We start from the raw sequence: 4826 nt of genomic DNA on the forward strand, positions 1-4826 counted from the left end.
GCCCGCCGCGCCGAACTGCTGGAGGCCACCGGGGCCGAGGCCGCCGTCGTCACGCTGGACAAGGACGGCACCGTCCTGCTGTCCCGCCACGACGGCGGCAGCCACCGGACCTGGGCGCGGGCCGCGGCGGAAAAGCAGGCTTCCGGGGCGGGGGATACCTTCGTGGCCGCCCTGACGCTGGCCCGGGCCGCCGGGCTGCCGCTGACCACCTGCCTGGACCTGGCCCAGGCCGCCGCCGACGTCGTCGTGCACCGTGCCGGCACCTCGGTCTGCTCGGCGACGGACCTGGCCGCCCACCTGCGCGGCTTCGCCGACACGGTGCTGCCGGCGCACGAGCTGGTACGGCGGATAGCGGATGAGCGGGCGGCCGGGCGCCGGGTGGTGCTCACCAACGGCTGCTTCGACGTGCTGCACCGCGGGCACACCCGGTACCTGAACCAGGCCAAGCAGCTCGGCGACGTGCTGGTGGTGGCGCTCAACGGGGACGAGTCCGTGCGCCGGCTGAAGGGCCCGGACCGGCCGATCAATCCCATCGGGGACCGGGCGGCGGTCATCGCCGCGCTGAGCTGCGTCGACTACGTCACGGTTTTCGATACGGACACCCCCGTTCCCCTGATCAACGCGCTCCGTCCGGATGTCTATGCCAAGGGCGGGGACTATTCGCCGCAGATGCTGGCCGAAACCCCGGCCGTGGAAGCCTACGGGGGGACGGTGAGCATCCTGGACTATGTGGCCGAGCACTCCACCACCGCCGTGGTCAGGCGCATCCGCGGCACCAGCCTGTCCGGCACCGAATCCGCCGTCGAGGGGGCGGGGCCGAAGTGAGCCGGCGGTGGTCGGGCGACTGGGCCCGGGAGCCGGTGCCGGAGCCGGCCGAGGTGGACGTGCTCATCCCGTGCTACGGCCGGCATGCGGACCTGGCGGTAACCCTGGCGGGACTGGCCGGCCAGGATTCGCCGGCGTTCCGCGTGGTGCTCAGCGACCAGACGGAAGGCGAGCCGGTCTGGGAACATCCTGCCGTGGCCGCCATGGTCCGGGTGCTGCGCTGCCAGGGCCGCGAGGTGCGGCTGGAACGGCACCTGCCCCGGCGCGGCATGGCCGAGCAGCGGGACTACCTGCTCTCCCTCGCGGCAGCGCCGCTGGTGCTGTACCTGGACAGCGATGTGTGGCTGGAACCGGACATGCTGCGCCGGCTGGTCGGTGCCATCAGGGAGGCAGGCTGCGGCTTCGTCGGCGCTGCCGTGCAGGGCCTGTCCTACCTGCAGGACGAGCGCCCGCACGAGCAGGCACCGTTCGAACTGTGGGAGGGGCCGGTGGTGCCGGAGCGGGTGCGCCGGGACGGGCCCGGGTTTTCCCGCTGGACCCTGCACAATGCGGCCAACCTCACGCATGTGGCCCGGGACCTGGACATCCCCCGCGGCGGCTGGCGCCTCTACAAGGTGGCGTGGGTGGGCGGCTGCGTGCTGTTCGACCGGCAGGCGCTGCTGGACTGCGGGGGGTTCGGCTTCTGGCGGCAGTTGCCGCCGGAACACGCCGGCGAGGACATGGCCGCGCAATGGAAGGTAATGGAACGCTACGGCGGGGCCGGCCTGGTGCCATCCGGCGCGGTCCACCTCGAGTCCCCCACCACCGTCCCTAACCGGAGCGTGGAGGCAGCCGACGAGGTGCTGGACCATTAGGTTCCGGTCCGATTTCAGTTCCGGAGCGGCTTCCCGGTACCATGGCTAGAGCGTAAGGGAGTATCCCACAGCGCTGTATCCGTCAACACGTGGGGCGCCGTCGCCCTGCCGGGTGCAGTGTCCGGCCGCAGGCCGGAGGAGAGACTTGCGGCGATGACTGCTACCCTCCTTACGAAAGAGAACAGATGACTGTCTCACCCCTGGTCTGGGGCATCACCATCGTCGCCATCCTCTTGTTGCTGGCATTCGACTATTTCTTCCACATCCGCAAGGCCCACGTGCCCACGCTCAGGGAAGCCGCGGTGTGGTCCTCCATCTACGTCGGCCTGGCCGTCGTCTTCGGCATCCTGGTCTGGGCCTTCGGCGGCTCGGCCATGGGATCGGAGTACTTCGCCGGCTATATCACCGAGAAGGCGCTGTCGGTGGACAACCTCTTCGTCTTCCTGGTGATCATGGCCAGCTTCCGGGTCCCGCGCGAGGACCAGCAGAAGGTGCTGCTGTTCGGCATCGTCTTCGCGCTGATCGCCCGCACCGGGTTCATTTTCCTCGGCGCGGCGCTGATCAACTCCTTCTCCTGGATCTTCTACGCCTTCGGCCTGATCCTGCTGGTCACCGCCGGCAACCTGCTCAAGCCCGAGCCGGACGAAGAGGACGAGGAAGCGGATAACTTCATCATCCGCCTGGCCAAGCGCTTCTTCCACACCTCGAAGGACTACGACGGCGACAAGCTGTTCACGGTCGAGAACGGCAAGCGGATGCTGACCCCGATGCTGCTGGTCATGGTGGCCATCGGCGGCACCGACATCCTGTTCGCCCTGGACTCGATCCCGGCGATCTTCGGGCTGACCCAGAACGTCTTCATCGTCTTCACCGCCACCGCGTTCTCGCTCATGGGCCTGCGCCAGCTGTACTTCCTCATCGACGGCCTGCTGGACCGCCTGATCTACCTCTCCTACGGCCTGGCGGCCATCCTGGCCTTCATCGGCGTGAAGCTGATCCTGCACGCCCTGCACGAGAACACCCTGCCGTTCATCAACGGCGGCGAGCACGTGCCGGTCATCGAGATCACCACCGGACTGTCCCTGAGCGTGATCATCGGCGTGCTGGTGGTGACTGTGTTCCTGTCCCTGATCAGCAAGGCCGGCAAGGCGCAGACGGCAATCCACAATGCCCGCCGGCACGCCGAGGCGTACCTGGACCTGTCCTACACCGCCGATCCCGCCGAGCGCGAGCGGGTCTACAACCTGCTGCTGGAGGAAGAGGCCCAGATCCTGCAGATGGAGCAGAAGTACCGCGACAAGGCCAAGGACGTGGACAAGATCCGCGAACAGGTGGCCGAGGCGCACCGCCAGCACGCGGCCTACCTGGCCCGCTGACCTTCGGCGACGGCCCGCGCCGCTGCCCCGGGCACAGCGCCCTTCCCGCCCGGCGGGAAGGGCGCTGTGCCGTTCCCGCCGGTTTCTCCCCCGGGGTTGCTAAGCAGGCTGATCAACTTCGGCCCCGGCCCTTCAAGCCCCAGTGCTCCGGTGCTACCGTGAAAAGACGGATCGACACGAATTCGCGGCGTTGGACGCGGGAGGAGATCGTGATGGCAGAGCGGGGCAGCGACAAGCACGGACCCCATGTGGATGATCAGATGAAGCACGAAGACCAAGGACTGATTCAAGGCAACCAACCTCCCCACGCCGAAGAGTGGCGTGATACCGAACCTCTCCCTGACGAGACAGACAGCCCGGAAGTCCGCGAGGCGATGCGGACAAAGGCCGCTCCGGATGCATCCGAAGCCGGTTCCGGGAGCCAGGGCTCCCCCGAGGGCTCCTAGGCCACCGGGCCGCATTGTGGCGGCCCATACCCAGCAGGTTCCATTCTGTGATGCCGGGACCACCTGGACCGCCGGCGCAGCCGTCATCTGGATGGTCTTACCGGGCTGCCTCTTTCCGGGCAGTGCGGGAGCCGGATGCTGCATTGGTTGTTTCCGGCAGGGAAGGAAAACACCATGGCCGAGCAGGTCAATACGACCCATGCACCCCACAAGATGTACGCCGAGCTCTGCAGGAAGGAAGGCCCTTGGATCACGGTCTACGTTGATGCCAGTACCGGCACTGTCGACACGTTGCGGGCCGGAGACATCCTGCCGGAGAAGGTGCGGGACTCCCTGGACAAACAGGGTGCCTCGGACGCGGACTTGCGGGCGGTGGAGGAGGCACTGTCACCGGCCACCGGCATGCCGTCGCCGATCAGCCGGTTTGTACTGGTGCGGGGCGGCGGCATCGAGCTCAACGAGGTGCTGCCCGGGCCGCTGCAGGGCCAGCCCGTCGTCGAGGTGGGGCTGATTCCGAACCTGGTCCCGCTGATCCGGCACCGCGGCGAGGACTTCCCCTACGTCGTGGCCGAGGTGGGGCGCGACGGCGGCGAGATCCGGCTGCAGTACGCCCGGCAGGACGCGGTGGCTGAAGAACGGGCCATTGAGGGCGAGAAGGAGAACCTCAAGAAGGTTCCCACCGGCGGCTGGTCCCAGGGCCGCTACCAGCACCATACCGAGGAGATCTGGCGCCGGAACGCGGACGAGATTGCCGCCGAGGTTGACCGGGTGATCCGCGCCGCGAAGGCGCGCCTGCTGATCATTGCCGGCGACATTCGGGCCCGGGAGCTGGTGGTGGATCAGTTGGCCGAGGCGAGCCGTGCCATCGTCTCCACCGTCGAGGCGCACACCCGCACGGGCGGCGCCGACCGGGAGGCGCTGCGGACCGAGATCTCCAAGCGTGTCGCCGAGGTGTGGGCCAGGCAGCAGCAGGCCATCCTCGAGCGCCTGGCTACGCTGCAGGGGCAGCAGCACGTGGAGGCGGCCGCCGGGCTGGGTGAGGTGGTGAGCGCGCTGCAGCAGGCGCAGGTCGGCACCCTGCTGCTGGAGGAATCGGGGTTGGAGGATCACAAGGTCCTGGCGCTGACGGACGAACCCTGGATAGCCACCGCCGGCGAAATGCCGGTCAATGGGCAGGTGCTGGGCAAGATTGCCGCCCCGCCCGCACTGGTCAGGGCCGCGGCCCTCACCGACGCGCGCGTCATGCTCGTCCCACCGGGGGTGCTCCCGGGGGGCAAGCCGGAGGCCGCGCTGCTGCGCTGGCCCACGGGCCCGGAGGTGCCCCG

4 protein-coding genes are annotated in these 4826 nt (G+C 68.7%); all 4 read left to right on the top strand.

Going from position 1 to position 4826, the window contains the following annotated elements:
• A partial coding sequence (gene rfaE2 / locus ACFQ36_RS20745) for a D-glycero-beta-D-manno-heptose 1-phosphate adenylyltransferase (protein WP_377017121.1) occupies positions 1-825 on the top strand: 825 nt, incomplete at its 5' end.
• A complete protein-coding gene (locus tag ACFQ36_RS20750) occupies positions 822-1679 on the top strand; it encodes a glycosyltransferase family 2 protein (RefSeq protein ID WP_377017123.1) in 858 nt (285 codons plus the stop codon). The genes rfaE2 and ACFQ36_RS20750, both read left to right, overlap by 4 nt.
• 185 nt (positions 1680-1864) lie before the next feature.
• Positions 1865-3055, top strand: coding sequence for a TerC/Alx family metal homeostasis membrane protein (locus ACFQ36_RS20755; RefSeq protein ID WP_377017125.1), 1191 nt, complete (start codon positions 1865-1867; stop codon positions 3053-3055).
• Between the two features lie 620 nt (positions 3056-3675).
• Positions 3676-4826: Vms1/Ankzf1 family peptidyl-tRNA hydrolase (locus ACFQ36_RS20760; RefSeq protein WP_377017127.1), on the top strand; the 1151-nt coding region annotated here is incomplete at its 3' end.

This window comes from Arthrobacter sp. GCM10027362 (genome assembly GCF_042679445.1).
Classification (GTDB): domain Bacteria; phylum Actinomycetota; class Actinomycetes; order Actinomycetales; family Micrococcaceae; genus Crystallibacter.